This window comes from Serratia sp. CY37869, from assembly GCF_052168895.1.
Lineage (GTDB): Bacteria > Pseudomonadota > Gammaproteobacteria > Enterobacterales > Enterobacteriaceae > Serratia > Serratia ureilytica.
This window is the reverse complement of the sequence record NZ_JBJNLU010000001.1, coordinates 1,470,557-1,485,439: the sequence shown is the minus strand read 5'-3', so window position 1 is coordinate 1,485,439 and position 14,883 is coordinate 1,470,557. Positions and strand designations below refer to the sequence as shown.

Below are 14,883 nucleotides of genomic sequence, written 5' to 3'. Positions count from 1 at the left end.
ATTTAGTGGATATCTGATTAGACAGGCTTATTGATAATGTTAAAACACTGGCCCCCGTTAAGCGCATTGCGCGGTTTTGAAGCGGCGGCGCGTCTGGGCAGTTTTCATCAGGCCGCCGAAGAGCTGCACCTTACCCAGTCGGCAATCAGCCAGCAGATCCGCAGCCTCGAGGCTTTTCTGGAACAGCCGCTGTTTTTCCGCACCGGCCGCAGCGTGACTCTGACCGATGCCGGCCACGATCTGTTCAGCACCGCGCAGGTAATGCTGCAACAATTGGCCGTCGGCATTCGTCGTCTGGACCAGTACCGCAAACCCAATCAGTTGATCGTCAACACGACGCCGGCCTTTGCCCGCCACTGGCTGACGCCGCGGCTGGGCGAGTTCAACCAACGGCATCCGCAGATAGATCTGTGGCTCTTCACCAGCTTCGAGCCACCGGATATGGCGACGGACAGCATCGACTTGGCGATCCGCGACGATCTCAGCGCGCAGGCGGACTGCACCTTTAAGGTTCTCTGCACCGACCGGCTTTATCCCGCCTGCCACCCCAGCCTATTGGCGCTGGCGGCGGAGCAGCGCGTCACGCTGCACGGCGAACGCGAAATGGACTGGAGCCACTGGACGGTGGCGGGCGGCGCGCACGTCGGCCAGCGCGACGGCGGGCTGAATTTCTCCGATCCCGGCCTGCTGCTGGATGCCGCCTGCCAGGGGCTGGGCATCGCGTTGGTCAGTCAGCTGTTGGCGCAGCAAGCGCGTGACGCCGGGTTGCTGCATCCGTTAACCGAGCAACGCGTGCGCGGCGCCAACTGGGCGTGGCTGCTGCATCGCGACAGCGAACACAATCCGCTCGCCCGGCACTTCTGCCAATGGCTGCAATCGACGCTGCCGGCCGACGCATAACGCGCCATATCACGATTTGCTACTCTGGTCAGGCGGCCCCGCCTGGCCGCTGCTACTTTCAATAAAGCGCCGCAACAGCCCGAATAAAACGCGCTAACCCGCTGTTTCAAAAATAATTAGTTGAATTCACCTGATAACTGAACATCGCTAAAAGGATCTTCTATGTCTGCCGGTTTATTGAAAACGATAGCTCTGAGTGTGACCCTGGCCTGCACCGTTCCCGCCGCCTTTGCCGCCGATCTGACCGCCGGCGCGGTCGCCGCTCCGGATCAGTATGGCGCAAAAGTCGCCGCGCACATTCTGCAGGCCGGCGGCAATGCGGTCGATGCGGCGGTCGCCACCGCCTTTACCCTGGCGGTCACCTACCCTGAAGCCGGCAATATCGGCGGCGGCGGCTTTATGACGCTGTACGTCGACGGCAAACCCTATTTCCTCGACTACCGCGAAGTGGCGCCCAAGGCCGCCGGCAAAACTATGTATCTGAACGAGAAAGGCGAAGTGATCGAGAATCTCAGCCTGGTGGGCAGTCGCGCCGCCGGCGTGCCGGGCACCGTGCTGGGGCTGTGGGAAGCCCATAAACGCTTCGGCAAGCTGCCGTGGGCCGAACTGCTGACGCCGGCGATCGGCTACGCCCGGCAAGGTTTCACCGTGGCGGATCAGCAGTATCAGTACCGCGAAGACGCCAACAAGCTGTTTGCCGGTAAAACCAACTTCGGCGACTATTTCGGCGCCATGAAGCCCGGCACGGTGTTCAAACAGCCGGAGCTGGCCGCCACCCTTGAGCGCATCGCCAAATCGGGCGCCGACGATTTTTATCACGGCGAAACCGCCCGCCTGCTGGTGGCGCAAATGCAGCGCGATAACGGGCTGATCGGCGCGGCGGATTTGGCCGACTATCGGGTGAAATGGCGTGAACCGATGCGCATCAGCTGGCGCGGCAACACCGTGTATACCGCCCCGCTGCCCAGCTCCGGCGGCATCGCGCTGGCGCAGCTGCTGGGGATAAAAGAAGATCGCGCCGCCGACTTCAAGGGCGTGCCGCTGAACTCGGCGCGCTATATCCACCTGCTGGCGGAAATCGAAAAACGCGTGTTCGCCGATCGCGCCGACTACCTCGGCGACCCGGATTTCACTAACGTGCCGGAAGCGCAGCTGATCGCCCCCGACTACCTGCAAAAACGCGCCGCCGAGATCAACCCGACGGCGATCTCGCCGACCGAGCAGGTGCGGCCGGGGCTGGAAAGCCACCAAACCACCCACTTCTCGATCGTCGATGCGGCCGGCAACGCGGTCAGCAACACCTATACGCTCAACTGGGACTTCGGCAGCGGCGTGGTGGTCAAAGGCGCCGGCTTCCTGCTCAACGACGAGATGGACGACTTCAGCGCCAAACCCGGCGTCGCCAACGCCTTCGGCGTGGTGGGCAGCGACGCCAACGCCATCGAGCCGGGCAAACGCATGCTCTCCTCGATGAGCCCGACCATCATCACCCGCGACGGTGACGTCACCCTGGTGATCGGCACGCCGGGCGGATCGCGCATCTTCACCTCGATCTTTCAGGTGATCAACAATCTCTACGATTACCATCTGCCGCTGGCGCAGGCGGTGGCCGCCCAGCGCGTGCACCATCAGCTGTTGCCGAAGGACACCGTCTACTATGACAGCTTTGCGCCGCTGACCGGCAAACCGGCGGACGAGCTGAAGGCCATGGGTTACACCCTCGAAGACCAGGGCTGGAACATGGGAGATATTCAGGCTATCCGCATCGATGGCCGCACGCCGGAAACCGCATCCGATCCGCGCGGCCGCGGCGTGGGGCTGGTGGTGAAAAAGTAACCCTCCGGCGGCCCGCCTCCGATTAGACGGGCCGCCGCTCTCCCCGCACAGATGGCCGCTGTCTCCTTTTTCACTCATCTATACTGAATCGACAGGCCTGCGTTCAACGACGACGGCGCCTGCGGTCCGCCTTGGACGATAAGGATAATATTCATAGTAAATCAATCACCTGCATTTATCGTAAGCGGTGTCGGAGGCAATCAATAATGGCGAAAAGACGAGCAGTGCCCGGGGTTCATCCCTACGATGGGCCCGCCGGCGGTTGGGGCGCGCTGAAAGCGACGGCCATCGCCGTGCGCACACAGATGGATACCCTGGAGGCGCCGGTAACGCTGATGCGCACCAATCAGCCCGACGGGTTTGATTGCCCGGGATGCGCATGGCCGGATAAAGAACATCGATCCACCTTCCAGTTTTGCGAAAACGGCGCCAAAGCCGTGACCTGGGAAGCGACCAGCAAACGCGTGACGGCCGAATTCCTGGCGCAAAATACCGTGACCTCACTGCTGCGGAAAACCGACTATGAACTGGAGGATTATGGTCGCCTGACCACGCCCCTGTTCTATGACGCCGGGACCGACACGCTGCGCCCGCTGGCCTGGGATGAGGCGTTTCAACGCATTGCCGCCGTTTTGCAGACGCTGCCGCCGGAGCAGGTTGAGTTTTATACCTCCGGCCGGGCGTCCAATGAGGCTGCCTATCTGTTCCAGCTGTTTGCGCGGGAATTTGGCAGCAATAACTTCCCCGACTGTTCCAATATGTGCCATGAGCCGACCAGCGTTGGTCTGCCTCAGTCGATCGGCATCGGCAAAGGCACCGTGTCGCTGGACGACTTTGACAGCGCGGAGCTGATTATCTCCATCGGGCACAATCCGGGCACAAATCACCCGCGCATGATGGGCACGCTGCATGAACTGGCGCGCAAAAAAGTGCCGATTATCGTGTTCAATCCGCTGCGCGAGCGGGCGCTCGAGCGTTTCACCGATCCGCAAAACGTCATCGAAATGGCGACCTACAGTTCGACCCCTATCGCCTCCACCTACTATCAGGTCAAAGCCGGCGGCGACGCCGCAGCGCTCAAAGGCATCGCCAAAGCGCTGCTGCAGTTGGATGACGAACATGGCAATGCGCTGGACCACGCCTTTATTGCCGAGCACACGGAAGGTTTTGCGGATTTTGCCGCCGATCTGAAGACCACCGGTTGGGATGCGATTGAGGCGGAGAGTGGCCTGGCGCGCCGGGATCTGGAACAGGTCGCCGCCGCTTACGCGAAATCCAACGCCACCATCGTGACCTACGGCATGGGCATTACGCAGCACAATAAAGGCACCGCCAACGTACGCCTGATTGCCGATCTGTTGTTGCTGCGCGGCAACATCGGCAAACCGGGCGCCGGCATCTGCCCGCTGCGCGGCCACTCCAACGTGCAGGGCAACCGCACCGTCGGCATCACCGAAAAACCCTCGGCCGATTTTTTGGCGAAGCTGGAAACGGTGTTTGGCTTCACGCCGCCCAAAGCCCACGGTCACGATGCCGTGAAATGCATGCAGGCGATGATCGACGGCGCCTCGAAGGCGTTGATCTGCCTGGGCGGCAACTTCGCCGTGGCGCTGCCGGACCCCGAGCAGAGTTTCCCGGCGATGAAAGCGCTGGAATTAAGCGTGCATATCGGCACCAAACTCAACCGCAGCCATTTGTTGGTGGCGAAAGAAACCCTCATTCTGCCCTGCCTGGGACGTACCGAACTGGACATGCAGGCCGGCGGGCGACAATCGGTGACGGTGGAGGATTCGATGTCGATGGTTCACGCCTCGTCCGGCAAATTAAAACCGGCGTCGGAGCTGTTGCGTTCGGAACCCGCCATTGTGGCCGGCATGGCCAAAGCGGTGATGCCCGCCAGCAAGGTGCCCTGGGATGAACTGATCGAAGATTACGACGTGATCCGCGATTTGATCGAAAAAACCATCCCCGGCTTCGACGATTACAACGCGCGCATTCGCCAACCCGGCGGTTTCCGCATGCCGCTGCCGCCGACTGAGCGCCAGTGGCCGACGGCGACGGGCAAGGCGATGTTTTCCGTATTCAGCGGGCTGCATGAGGACGAGACAACGGCAGACAAAGATACGCTGCGGCTGATCACGCTGCGCAGCCACGATCAGTACAACACCACCATCTATGCTCTGGACGATCGCTACCGCGGGGTCTTCGGCCGGCGCGACGTGCTGTTCATGAATGACAGCGATCTGCAACGTTTGGGGTTGGAACATGGCGACGTGGTCGATCTGGAAACGGCGCTGCCCGGCAGCACCCAGCGCCTGGAAGGCATCACGGTGATCGCCTACAACATCTCAGCCGGTTCGGTCGGCGCCTACTACCCGGAGGCCAACGTGCTGGTGCCGCTGCATTATATCGATGAGGAGAGCGGCACGCCTTCGTATAAATCGGTGCCGATCCGCGTGAAGTTGAGATCCAAAGAGGTGCGCGCGGTCGATATCGCCTGACGGAAGCGGTTTGAGCCTTTCTCCGCATGGAGAAAGGCTTCTCCCCCTTTAGACCTGCGCCACCAACACATTAACGTTGGCGGGGAAAACCAAGCCTTCTAATGCGTTACCGCTGTCGGAGGTCACCAGATAATCGACCTCGGGCCATTTGGCCACCAGCGTCATCGCATGCCCGCGCAGCTTATTTTCGTCGGCCAGCACGATGCACTTGCGGCTCTGGGCAATCATTTTGCGCGCGATGGCCGCTTCATTGACGTTCTGATCCATCACGCCGGTCTGCAGATTGACCGCGCCGGCGCCGATGATGGCGTAGTCGGCGAAAAACGCCTCGATATTATTCAATGCGATCGCGCCCAGGCACGCCATTTTGGAGTCGATGAACTGCCCGCCGATCAGCACCACGTCAATGGAGTCATTTTCCAGACAGACGTTGGCGATAAGCGGCGAGTTGGTGATGACCGTCAGTTGATCGATCGTCGCCAACTGCCGGGCAAACTCCAGCGTGGTGGAGCCGAAATCCACGAACACCGTATCGCCCGGTTGGAGCAGCGTCGCCGCTTTCTCCGCGATGGCGCGCTTCTCGGCCTCGGCGATTTTGGCCCGCTCGTTGAATTCATGCTCGAATTTAAACTGGCTGCTCACCGCGCCGCCGTGGATCTTCTTGATCAGCCGATAGTCTTCCAGCTTGTTCAGGTCGCGCCGAATGGTTTCCTGCGAAACCTGGAATTTATCCGCCAGCTCATTCACGTAAACCCGGCCGTTGGCCTGGATCAGCGCCAGTATTTCATTGCGCCTTTCCACGGAATTAGAGATATCCATTCACATTACACTCGCTGCCTTTAGTAAGAGTGACTGCCTCCGCCGAGACTTGCGGCGTTAACTGACGGAATACTACGGGTTTCAGGGCGTTAGACGCAAGCCGTTGCCGTCGTTCACCCGGCGGATTCTATGCTGATGTGCAGCGCATCACGCTCAGCCTCGGCTGGCAAGACGATATTGCGCAGCAGGATCCGCCGTTCAGGCAGGCAACGATGCGTTTTGCGGTACAGCACTTTCTCCCCCAACCGCACCACCACCGAACCGGACACCGCCTGTTCCACGCGCATATTGATCGTGACCGTGGCGGGATTGCCGATCAGCGCCACACGGGCGGGCGCAGTCAGACGTATCCGTTCGTCGTGCCGCACCGGCAGGATTTGCCGCGCCGGCGGCAGCGTGCGCTGCAGCGAATGGGCAACGGCCTCGCCGACGCGCAGCCCTTCCTGATAACACTGGTCGCCCATGTCCGCCGGGTGCAACATGTTGCCGACGGCGAAATAGGCGGCGTCGGAACAGCGGCCGAACTGATCGGTCAACGGACAGCCGCTGTCCGGCCGCTGCGCCAGGTGGCTCTGGCGGATCAGCGTATACTCCCCAGTGAAGCGGCCGGTGAAGATCAGGCTGTCGCAGGCGATGCGCCGTTTCTCCCCCTGGCGATTTTCCACTTCTATAGATTCAACCCGATCGCGGCCGGCAATATCGGTCACACGCGAATAGTAGTGGATCGGCACTCCCATCAGACGCGCATAGAGCGCGCTCAGACGCCAGGCGACGGGTCTGCCGCCGCTTTCAATCATGGCGACGGCGCGCACGCCGGCGTTACGCAGCGTCCACAGCGCGGAGAAACTGACCAGCTCGGTGCCGATCACCACCGGCGCCTTGCCCGGCTGCAGCCCGCGCAGATAGACGAACTGCTGCAGTGCACCGGCGGTGAGTACGCCCTGCGGCCGCAGCCCGCTCACCAGACGCGGATGGCGCGGCGTCTCGCGCACGCCGGTCGCCAGGATCACCCGCTGCGCTTTCAAGGTGCTGACGCCGCGGCAGTCCGTGATGGTCAGCTCGCCGTCCGGCTTGATGGCGAGCACCGTCACGCCGGTACGGATCTCCACCTGCCCGGCGCGCGCCAGTATTTTATCGACATAGGTGGATCCCAGCATCGGCCTATAAAACGTTTGCAGCCCAAAGGTGGGGTGCCGACAGTGTCTGGGCACACCGCCCGCCTGCCGTTCCCGTTCCAGGAGCACCACATCCTCGATCCCCGCCTGCCGCAACGCGGTCGCCGCTGCGATCCCGGCCGGCCCGGCACCGACAATCGCCACCTGATACTCAGTTTTCATCAATGCTCCCTACGGCCAGCGTCTGGCCAAAACGATCGCCTACCATTTCCGCCACCCGGCTGCTGCAATAAAAACCGTTGCAGCGCCCCATCATCACGCGCGTGCGGCGCCGCAGCCCGCCGATGCACTCTGGCGGCACGGCGGAATCGAACGCCGCCTCGATCTCCCGCTGGGTCACCAGCTCGCAGTGGCAAACGATGCCGCCGTTGTCCGGGCGCGCGTAATCGCGCAGCGCGTAGTCGGCAAGCATCGGCATTTGCGGCCAATACACGGTCTCCGGCGTTTTTGGCGTGAAGCACGGCGTAAAGTGGTCGCGATAGAGCTGTTCCACATATTGCGCGATGCCCAGCGCCGCCGTCAGGCCGGTGGAGCGAATGCCCGCCACGCAGATCCACTGCCGATCGGGATAGTGCTGAATGCGGTAGTGTTTCTGTTCAGTCGCCGGGCGTAATCCGGCATAGCTGGCGGTGACGCTGTAATTCGCCAGCGTGGGCAGCAATCGCGTCCCCTGTTCGATCAGCTCGCGCATTTTGGTTTCGTCCACCGTCGCCGTCTCGCGATCCTGCTGTTCTTCGGCGGTCGGCCCGAGCAGCAAATTGCCGAAGATGGTTTTCGACAGCAGCACCCCTTTGGTGATCGTCGTCGGCACCGGCAGGATAATGGCGTTGACCTGCCCGGCGGCGGCCTTGTCGAACACCAGGAACTGCCCTTTGCGCGGGCGAATTTCAAACTCGGGCTGATGGCAGAAACTTTCTACCCGGTCGCCCTGATTGCCGGCGCAGTTGATGACGATTTTGCCGTGAAACTCGCCCCGGTTGCTGGTTAGCCGCCAGCCGGTCGGCAAGTGTTCGGCGCCGGTCACCTCGGTATTGAAGCGATAGTCGCCGCCGTGTTTAACGCCCTGTGTCAGGTAAGCCAGCGGCGTGCTCCAGGGATCGATCACGCTCTCGCCCGGCACCTCTACCGCCGCCAACGCGCCGGGTGCCAGCTGCGGCTCACGGCGATACAGCTCGGCGGCGTCGATCTGCGCCACGTCCAGCACGCCGTTGTCGTGCGCCTGTTGCACAATCGCGGGCAGCGCCGCCAACTGCTGCTCGTCCCAAGCCACGACCAGCGCGCCGGTGGGCAACAGCGGCAGATTCATTCGTTCACGGATGGCGATAAATTCCCGGTACCCGGCCTGCATGCAATGCAGTTCCAGGCTGCCGCTGGGCGCATCGAAGCCGGTATGCAGCAGCGCGCTGTTGGCTTTGCTGGCGCCGGACAGGATATCGCCCCCTTTTTCCAACAGCAGCGTACGGGCGCCCATCAGGCAGAATTTGCGGAATACCGCACACCCGACCACACCGCCGCCAATCACGACAATGTCCCAACCCGTTTGTTCTTCCATCATGCTGATGTCCCGTTTTGATGTGATAACCACAATAAAACCACACAATAACCGCATTTGAAATGACAAAAACAACATAACTCCCAAAAAAAAGCCGCAAAAGGCGGTGATAAGCAAAAAGTATGAGGTCGATCACGCGGGGTTATTTTATCTTGTGATTTATGTTGCTTTTGTGTGTGAAATTGAAGATAGATTATTAAAACAGTCACACAACCAACACCAGGCACAATAAAAAAACAAAACCTATAAGAGAGCGAAGCAATGATGAATCAACGTTATGCCGCGATTGATCAGGGGACCACCGGCACCCGGGTCGTGGTGTTCGGCGAAGACGGCAGGCACCATTCACCGGCCAGCATGCCGCACAAGCAGATCACCCCCAATCCGGGCTGGGTGGAACACGACGCCCTGGAGATTTTGGCGAATATCCGCCGCTGTCTCAGCCAGTGCGACATGGTGGACGCCATCGGTTTAGGGCATCAGGGCGAAAGCCTGCTGGCCTGGGACGCCGACAGCGGCCTGCCGCTGTACAACGCCATCGTTTGGCAAGATCAGCGCACCGAGCCGGAGATCCAGCGGCTGAAACGCGAAGGCGTTGAGCCGCTGGTGACGGCGAAAACCGGTCTGCCGCTCGATACCTACTTCTCAGCCAGCAAGATGGGCTGGCTGATGAACAACGCCCCGGGCGCCAGGCAATTGGCGCAACGCGGCCGCCTGCGGCTCGGCACCATGGACGCCTTCTTCCTGTTCCACCTGTGCGGCCGGCATCTTACCGACTATAACTCGGCCTCGCGCACCTCGTTGTTCAACATTCATACCCTGCAGTGGGATGAGGAGCTGTGCCGTTTGTTCGGCGTGCCGATCGACAGCCTGCCCGAGGTCAGAGACAACATCGGCCACTTCGGCGACGTCGCGCTCAACGGCAAACCGGTGCCGCTGACGGCCTGCATCGTCGACCAGTTTGCCGGTACATACGGCCACGGCTGCCATCAACCGGGGCAGATGAAGATCACCTTCGGTACCGGCGCCTTTTTACAGGCGATCACCGGGCCGCGCCCGATCGATGCCGGCGAGTCCGGCCTGTTGCCCACGCTGTGCTGGAAGCTGCCCGACAGCAAGCCGGTGTATGGCCTGGACGGCGGCGTTTATAACGCCGCCTCCGCCATTAACTGGGCGAGAAAGATCGGCCTGTTCAACGATTTCGATGAATTCGGCGACTTCCCCTCTCAGCCGGCCATCGCGCGCGGCCTGGCCTTTGTGCCCGCGCTCTCCGGACTGGCCTGCCCGTACTGGGACCGCTCCGCTGCCGGGATGTGGGCCGGGCTGTCGCTGGAGACCGAGCGCAAGGATCTGCTGCAGTCGATCCTCGAAGGCATCGCCATGCGTTCCGCCGAGGTGATCAACGCCATGGATAAACTGAAACCGATCGGCGACAGCATTTCGGTGGACGGCGGCCTGTCCGCCAACCGCTATTTCACGCAGTTTCTCGCCAACCTGATCCAAAAGCGCATCGTCTCTCCCACCAATAAGGAGATCACCGCCCAAGGCGTTGCGCTGTTGGCGCGTAAAGGACTGGGGGTGGAACATCCGCTCAAGGTGCTCAACCGCTATGAAGTGACGGAACCCGCCGAGGTCGATATGGCGGGCTGGTTTGCCCGCTATCAGGAAATCATCGCGCGCTCGCGCGGCTTACGTTCATCGCAGGAGGAACACCATGGCTGAGTTCGGTAATTTCATCATCTATATCATCATGGCCGGCACTCTGATCGGTGCGCTGGCGTCGATCGTCAAACCGGAAGGCGAGCTGGGACGCGAATTCGTCAACGGCATTCACGCCATCGGCCCGGTGTTTCTCGCCCAGGCTGGCATCATGGCCGCAATCCCGATCATCTCTTACCTGATCATGTACAGCATCGGCCCCTTCTTCTCGGCGCTCGGCTCCGACGCCTCGATCGCGGCGCTGGCGGTGATCGCCGTGGACATGGGCGGCTATCAGCTGGCCGACGCCATTGCCGCCAACCGCGATATGTGGATCGTCGCCATGTTGGTGGGCTACACCTCGGGTGCCAGCATCGTGTACCTGATCCCGGTCGGGCTTATCATGCTGAACCGCGACGACCATAAATATCTGGCGCTGGGTGCCATGGCAGGCCTGATCAGCATTCCGTTCGCCGTGCTGATCGCCCTGGTGACCATCACCTTCAATAACCTGCCGGTCAGGGAGATTATCTCCACCACGTCACCTGCCGCGCACTATCTGCAGCTGGACTTGCTGCAGGCGCTGCGGCTGCTGTCCCCGCTGTTCGCCCTGTGCTTCCTGCTGGCGTTGGGGCTGAAGCTGCGGCCGGCGGCGATGGTGAAAGGATTCCTGATCTTCGGCAAGGCGGCGGATGCCTTTATCAAGCTGGTGTTGGCGCTGTGCATCATCGAGCATTTCACCGGTGTGTTTAAAAAGGTGTTCGGCGGCTGGGTATTCGATCCATTATTTGCCGACAAAGACGAATTATTCCGCGCTATCGAGATCGCCGGTTATATCGGCATTATGTTGGCGGGCACATTCCCCATTTGTTATTTATTCCAGCGCTATTGCCGCAAGCCGATGCATTTCATCGGTAAAAAGCTCGGTTTATCGGATACCGGCGCGCTGGGCTTTATTATGGTATTGGCCAATATCATCGCCGTTTATCACCTGTTCAAAGGCATGCGCGCCCGCGATAAGGTGCTGTGCGTGGCCTTCGGCATCTGCGCACAGGCCACGTTGGGCGATCACCTGGCGTTTACCGCCAACTTCCAACCTTCGCTGGTGTTGCCGATCATGATGGGCAAATTCCTCGGTGGCATGATCGCCGTGCTGATCGCCATAAAAATTTCGGTGCCGGAGGCTGAATTGCTGGAAAAAGAACAGACGCAAAGGCAATCGACGGCCATCGCCGCCGCCGCTCGTTAAATTTACCCCTAAGCCATAAAAATAAACGGGGCGCCGCCTCACGGGGAAGCTGCGCCCTTTTTTCGTCCCTGACAACAATTATTGAGAGAACAAACGCTAATGAGAAAAATATTTTTAGCCTGCCCCTACAGCCACACCGACGCCAACGTCGTGCAGCAACGCTTTATCGCCTGCAACGACGTCGCCGCCGCTATCGTGCGCGCCGGCAGCGCCGTTTTTAGTCAGGTCAGCATGTCGCATCCGATCAACCAGTGTTTGCAAGAGCTAGACAAAACCGCCATCGGCAAGCTGTGGGCGCCGATCGACGCCCTGTTCATGGCGGCGATGGATGAGTTGATCGTGCTCGATTTGCCGGGTTGGCAAGAGAGCGGCGGCATCAAGCGCGAGATGGACGCTTTCGCCGCGCGCGGCTGCCGCGTCAGCCTGTGGTCCGAGGTCGCGGGCGAGTTCAACTGAGGCGTGCGCCCCGCCGCTTAGCGCGACGGGGCAGCGGCTTATTTGCCGTTGGCCAATTCGCCGTACACCACCTGGCCGCGGAAACCGCGCCGCACCTGCTGGAACAGCTCGCGGAATGCCGGGTAATCCTGCGCCTGGCACAGCGCTTCCTTGCCGCGAATGGCATTCACCTGCAGGCGGTGATTGACGGTCACCTGCTGCCCGTCGCGCCGCCACTCGACGCGATAGTCGCCCGCCGCATTGCGGAATTGCCGATCTTTCGGAATGGCGATGATCGGCACGTTGGCCGGCAGCTGCAGACGGTAGGTTTCGTCGTAGCGCTGCGCGGTGCAGTAGAACGGCGTTTCGTTGCCCGGCGCCGCCGTGGTGGTATACAGCGTGCGGAACGATTTGCCGCCGGGCGGGTTGGGCAACGTCATGCCGCCCACCACGCCGAAATCGACGTAGTCGTCCGCCTTGAAGCGGAAGCGATAGCCGAACTGCTTTTTGAGATCCAGCGGATCGCTGTTCATCGCCACTTCGCCGTTGCCGTCGATGCCGGAAGCGGACATGATCGTCGCTTCGGCCTGCGCCCGATTCTGACGGTTGATCTGCGAGAAGTAGCCCCGCAGGTCAATTTCTTCCACTTCGCTCAGCCGGCGCTCGGTCTGTCCGCGCAGATTGCCCGCCTTGTCGAACACGAAATCGACGTTCAGCGCGCTCTTGACCGGCTGCTCATCGCTGCCCGGCGTGCGCGCCAGCCTGGCGTCGCGCGTCAGCAGCACCGGTGCGCCCAAATCGCCCTCCGGCAGTTGCCCGAAACGCGCCCAGGGATTGGTGGAATCGAGGTACAGTTTGAATTCCGGCACGTAGGTGATGGCGTGATTGAAGCGGCCAAGCAGCGGCACTTTAGGCAGTATCGGGCCTTCATCCATGCCGATCAGCACCGGCGAGCTTTCAATGCCTTTGGCGGCGAGCAGCGCCTCCAGGATCACCACGTGATCCTTACAGTCGCCGTAATGGTTATCGAGAATGCTCTGCGCCGAATTCGGCTCCAGCCCACCGTTGCCCAGGTACACCGCCACGTAGCGAATGTTTTGCGCCACCCAGCGATAGAGGGCCTCCGCCTGCTCGCGCCGATCGCTGATACCGGCGGTGATATTGTCCGCCAGCGCCTGAATGCCCGGCGTCACCTTCGCCGCCGCGCCGGCCTTCAGCTGGTAGGCCTTGGCCAACTGCGGCCACTCGCGGTAGGTGCTGGCCATGATGGTCGGGCTGAAGGTCCAGCTGTCCGCCGCCCAGTTTTGCGCCTTCATCGGCGCGCTGCGCGAATAATGCCAGCGCCAGTGCGCCTGGCCGTTGCGGATTTGCGGTTGGTCCCCGCCCTCGACGCCGCGCGTGAAGATATGCATCGGCAGCTTGGCCGGCGCCTGCAGGGTCACTTCGGCGTCGTCGAACTGATCGAAAACGCTGAACGTCTCCCACAGGCCGAAATAGTCAGGGAAATACGGGGTGTTCTGCGTGCGGCGCAGTTCGTACACCACGCGCGAGCCCGGCGCCAGGTTGGAGAACACGATGACGCGCACCTTGCGATCGGCATACAGCGGCGCCGTGGCGCTGGAATAGCTTTCCTGGGTATAAATGCGATCGGGCGCCACATCGTGGCGCTGGCCGTCGGCGGTCAGCGTATAGGCGGCGACCACCTCCAGCGTTTCCATTTTCTCGCTGTAGCTCAGGCGGATCTGGCTGAATTTTTCGACCGCCGCCTTGGTTTTCAGCAGCACTTCGTAGCTTTCCGCCTTCACGTTGGTGGCGTTGGCGTTAACGCGGTAATCCGCGCGATAGCGCACGAAGCTGAAATCGTTGTTGGCCGTGTCGTTCTGGCCCTGATCCGCCGCGGCGGGCGGTGCAGCGGCCAACACGGTGGCCGGGTGCGTCGCCGTCAAACCGGCGAGTAACAGTATGGAAGGAATAGCGATTTTCATCTTCGGTCCTTGAAGGGCAACAAACGGCGACGCCGGGCTACGCGTCTGCCCCGGCGTCAAAACAGGCGGGCACACTAATATAATTGAGAATCATTTTCAATAAACGAACCGTCAACGCCGTGCTAGCCCTGCTCGATCAGCATCACAGCGGTGGTCTCCGGCTCCAGGGCCTCGAAAACGTGCTCGCGATCGGCGGAGTAACTGATGTAATCCCCGGCGCTCAGCACCTGCGGCTGATCCGCCGGGCCAAGGCGCGCCCGTCCACTGCTGATGATCACATGCTCGACGGTGCCCGGCGGATGCGGCCGGGAAAGTTTGACTTCGCCGGGCTGCACCCGCAGCCGGTAAATGTCGCGCTGCGCGCCCGGTGGACAAGTGGCCAGCAACGTGGCGGCGTAGTTGCCCTGCTCTGACACCGCCGCGGTCCCCTCATGAGCGCGGATCACTTGCACCTGCCTGCTGGGTTGCGAAATCAGTCGGCTGACCGGCACATCCAGCGCCATCGCCAACGCCCACAGCGTTTCCAGACTGGGATTACCGCTGCCGGCTTCGAGCTGCGACAACGTGGACTTGGCGATACCCGCGCGCTTCGCCAGTTCGGTGACGGACAGGTTCAATCGCTCCCGCTCACGGCGGATTGCCGCCGACAAGAGGCCGATCGGCGTGATGTTCTGCATTAGGCTCTCGCTCATTGTTCGTTATACCATTCATTTGTTCGACTTGACGAACGCCG

11 protein-coding genes are annotated in these 14,883 nt (G+C 61.3%); 6 read left to right on the top strand and 5 right to left on the bottom strand.

Annotated elements, in window-relative coordinates; genetic code table 11:
- The first annotated feature begins 36 nt into the window (after window positions 1-36).
- From ACJ8J1_RS07125 to ACJ8J1_RS07115, 3 genes are all read left to right on the top strand, one after another.
- On the top strand, window positions 37-900 hold the full coding sequence (locus ACJ8J1_RS07125; protein ID WP_033643128.1) for a LysR substrate-binding domain-containing protein: 864 nt from the start codon (window positions 37-39) through the stop codon (window positions 898-900).
- A gap of 162 nt (window positions 901-1,062) precedes the next feature.
- Window positions 1,063-2,736, top strand: coding sequence for a gamma-glutamyltransferase (ggt, locus tag ACJ8J1_RS07120; protein WP_033643129.1), 1,674 nt, complete (start codon window positions 1,063-1,065; stop codon window positions 2,734-2,736).
- Between the two features lie 203 nt (window positions 2,737-2,939).
- Window positions 2,940-5,237 (top strand): FdhF/YdeP family oxidoreductase, encoded by a 2,298-nt coding sequence (locus tag ACJ8J1_RS07115; protein ID WP_103681816.1) that lies wholly within the window; start codon window positions 2,940-2,942, stop codon window positions 5,235-5,237.
- 48 nt (window positions 5,238-5,285) lie between these two features.
- On the opposite strand, the gene ACJ8J1_RS07110 is transcribed toward ACJ8J1_RS07115, so the two are convergent.
- From ACJ8J1_RS07110 to ACJ8J1_RS07100, 3 genes are all read right to left on the bottom strand, one after another.
- Window positions 5,286-6,056, bottom strand: coding sequence for a DeoR/GlpR family DNA-binding transcription regulator (locus ACJ8J1_RS07110; protein ID WP_033643131.1), 771 nt, complete (start codon window positions 6,054-6,056; stop codon window positions 5,286-5,288).
- A 113-nt stretch (window positions 6,057-6,169) separates the two neighbouring features.
- Window positions 6,170-7,393: an FAD-dependent oxidoreductase gene (locus ACJ8J1_RS07105; protein WP_033643132.1), complete on the bottom strand. Its 1,224-nt coding sequence runs from the start codon at window positions 7,391-7,393 to the stop codon at window positions 6,170-6,172.
- Window positions 7,383-8,786, bottom strand: coding sequence for an NAD(P)/FAD-dependent oxidoreductase (locus ACJ8J1_RS07100; RefSeq protein WP_033643133.1), 1,404 nt, complete (start codon window positions 8,784-8,786; stop codon window positions 7,383-7,385). The genes ACJ8J1_RS07105 and ACJ8J1_RS07100 overlap by 11 nt, the downstream gene beginning before the upstream one ends.
- A gap of 258 nt (window positions 8,787-9,044) precedes the next feature.
- Between ACJ8J1_RS07100 and ACJ8J1_RS07095 the strand changes: the two genes are divergently transcribed.
- From ACJ8J1_RS07095 to ACJ8J1_RS07085, 3 genes are all read left to right on the top strand, one after another.
- The gene (locus ACJ8J1_RS07095; RefSeq protein WP_033643134.1) at window positions 9,045-10,505 is read left to right on the top strand and encodes an FGGY-family carbohydrate kinase; all 1,461 of its coding nucleotides are present in this window, start codon (window positions 9,045-9,047) and stop codon (window positions 10,503-10,505) included.
- On the top strand, window positions 10,498-11,730 hold the full coding sequence (gene eutH / locus ACJ8J1_RS07090) for an ethanolamine utilization protein EutH (protein ID WP_033643135.1): 1,233 nt from the start codon (window positions 10,498-10,500) through the stop codon (window positions 11,728-11,730). Before ACJ8J1_RS07095 ends, eutH begins: the two co-directional genes overlap by 8 nt.
- Window positions 11,731-11,829: 99 nt before the next feature.
- Window positions 11,830-12,186, top strand: coding sequence for a DUF1937 family protein (locus ACJ8J1_RS07085; RefSeq protein WP_033643136.1), 357 nt, complete (start codon window positions 11,830-11,832; stop codon window positions 12,184-12,186).
- Window positions 12,187-12,224: 38 nt separating this feature from the next.
- Here ACJ8J1_RS07085 and ACJ8J1_RS07080 read toward each other — a convergent pair whose 3' ends face one another.
- Window positions 12,225-14,150 (bottom strand): DUF3857 domain-containing protein, encoded by a 1,926-nt coding sequence (locus ACJ8J1_RS07080; RefSeq protein ID WP_033643137.1) that lies wholly within the window; start codon window positions 14,148-14,150, stop codon window positions 12,225-12,227.
- Between the two features lie 122 nt (window positions 14,151-14,272).
- Window positions 14,273-14,842, bottom strand: a complete 570-nt coding sequence (locus ACJ8J1_RS07075; protein WP_033643138.1) for a helix-turn-helix domain-containing protein — start codon at window positions 14,840-14,842, stop codon at window positions 14,273-14,275.
- Between the last annotated feature and the right edge of the window lie 41 nt (window positions 14,843-14,883).